Annotated in this window: 1 protein-coding gene, 1 tRNA gene and 1 pseudogene; 1 reads left to right on the top strand and 2 read right to left on the bottom strand. The window is 74.0% G+C overall.

Features of this window, described 5'->3' with window-relative positions; all coding sequences use genetic code 11:
* Nucleotides 1-1,076 (top strand): dihydrolipoyl dehydrogenase family protein (locus BKE38_RS28700; RefSeq protein ID WP_131829781.1); only part of this gene is annotated, 1,076 nt, incomplete at its 5' end.
* A gap of 25 nt (nucleotides 1,077-1,101) precedes the next feature.
* On the opposite strand, the gene BKE38_RS28695 is transcribed toward BKE38_RS28700, so the two are convergent.
* Nucleotides 1,102-1,173 (bottom strand) — tRNA-Gln (locus BKE38_RS28695).
* 12 nt (nucleotides 1,174-1,185) lie between these two features.
* Nucleotides 1,186-1,741 (bottom strand): annotated as a pseudogene (locus BKE38_RS28690) (4-(cytidine 5'-diphospho)-2-C-methyl-D-erythritol kinase); the annotation flags it as partial.

The raw sequence follows: 1,741 nt of genomic DNA, 5'->3' as shown, positions 1-1,741 counted from the left end.
CCGCGCCGGTGCCGAAGAACCGGCGGGACGCGCTGGAAAAGGCCGGGATCGAGGCGATCGAAGGGCAGCCCCGCTTCGTCGCGCCCGATGCGCTGGAGGTGGCAGGCCAGCGGCTGGAAGCGCGGCATTTCCTGCTGGCGACCGGCGCGCATCCGATGCGGGTGCCGATCGAGGGCGCCGGGCACCTCGCCACCAGCGACGATTTCCTCGAGTTTTCCGCGATGCCGGCCAGCCTGATCTTCATCGGCGGCGGCTTCATCGCTTTCGAATGCGCGCATCTGGCGGCGCGCGCCGGGGCCAAGGTGCGCATCCTGGAAGCCGCCGACCGGCCGCTGGAGGCATTCGACCCCGATCTGGTGAAGCGGCTGGTGGCGCATGGCCGCCGGCTGGGCATCGAGGTGACCACCGGCTTCAAGGCGCGCGCCATCCACGCCGAGGCGGGCGGCTTCCGCGTCGAGGGCGAGGACGGGCAGAGCTTTTCCGCCGCGCGGGTGCTGCACGGGCTGGGCCGGGCGCCGGCGCTGGACGGGCTGGAGCTGGCAGCCGCCGGGGTGACCGTGGAGAAGGGCCGGCTGGTGCTGGACGAATTCCTGCGCACGCGCGGCAACGACCGCATCTTCGCCGCCGGCGATGTGGCCGGCGTCGGCCCGGCGCTGACGCCGATCGCGACGCATGACGCCAAGGCGGTGGCGAAGTCCCTGCTGGAGGGCTGCGTGGCGCGGCCCGCCGAGGGGCCGGTGCCCAGCGCCGTCTTCACCCTGCCGCCGCTGGCCGGCGTCGGCCTGACCGAGGCGGCGGCGCGCGAGGCCGGGCAGGCCTATGAGCTCCGGCAGGGCGAGATGTCCGACTTCCAGTCGGTGCGCCGGGTGGCCGAGCCCTGCGCCGCCTACAAGCTGCTGGTCGAGCCGGGCAGCGAGCGGCTGCTGGGCGCGCATCTGCTGGGGCCGGAGGCGGCGGACGTCATCTCGCTGTTCGGCCTGGCGCTGCGGCACGGGATGGATGCGGCGGCGCTGCGCGCGATGATCACCGCCTATCCGACGAGGGCGTCGAACATCTCGGCGATGCTGGCACAGTGAGGGGGCGAAGCAGAGAGGGGAGAGATTGGGGCGCCAGGATTCGAACCTGGGAATGGCGGTACCAAAAACCGCTGCCTTACCGCTTGGCTACGCCCCAGCAGAGATCCCGTCAGGCGGGACCGTCGGGGGGTGAATAAAGGGCGGAGGGCCCTGTCGTAAAGCCCCCTCCCCAGCGCCAGCAGGTCCCGGGCAGCCCGGAGGCCGCGGCATGGGCGGCTTCCGGCGTGGCGAACAGGCCGAAGCAGGTGGCGCCCGAGCCGCTCATCCGCGCCAGCAGGCAGCCGGGCAGGGCGCGGATGGCGTCCAGCAGGCCGGCCACCGGCGGGCAGAGCGAGATCGCCGCCGCCTCCAGGTCGTTGCGGCAGGCGGCCAGCTCCGCGGCCATGGCGCCAGCGTCGGCCCAGCCGGTCGGCAGCGTGGCATAGCCGGAAAAACCGCCGGCGCGGGCGCGGAACACGGCCGGCGTCGCCAGCGGGATGCGCGGATTGGCCAGCAGCAGCCCGGCCGGGGGCAGGGCGGGCGCCGGGGTCAGCACCTCGCCGATGCCACCCATGCGGGCCGGGCGGCTGTCCAGGCAGACCGGCACATCGGCGCCCAGCTGCGCTGCCAGGGATAGCAGCCGGGCATGGCCGAGCCCGGCCTCCCAGACCCGGTTCAGCAGGCGC

Origin of the sequence: Teichococcus deserti, from assembly GCF_001982615.1 — a bacterium.
GTDB classification, from domain to species: Bacteria; Pseudomonadota; Alphaproteobacteria; order Acetobacterales; family Acetobacteraceae; genus Pseudoroseomonas; species Pseudoroseomonas deserti.
This window is presented reverse-complemented; position numbering and strand designations above follow the sequence as displayed.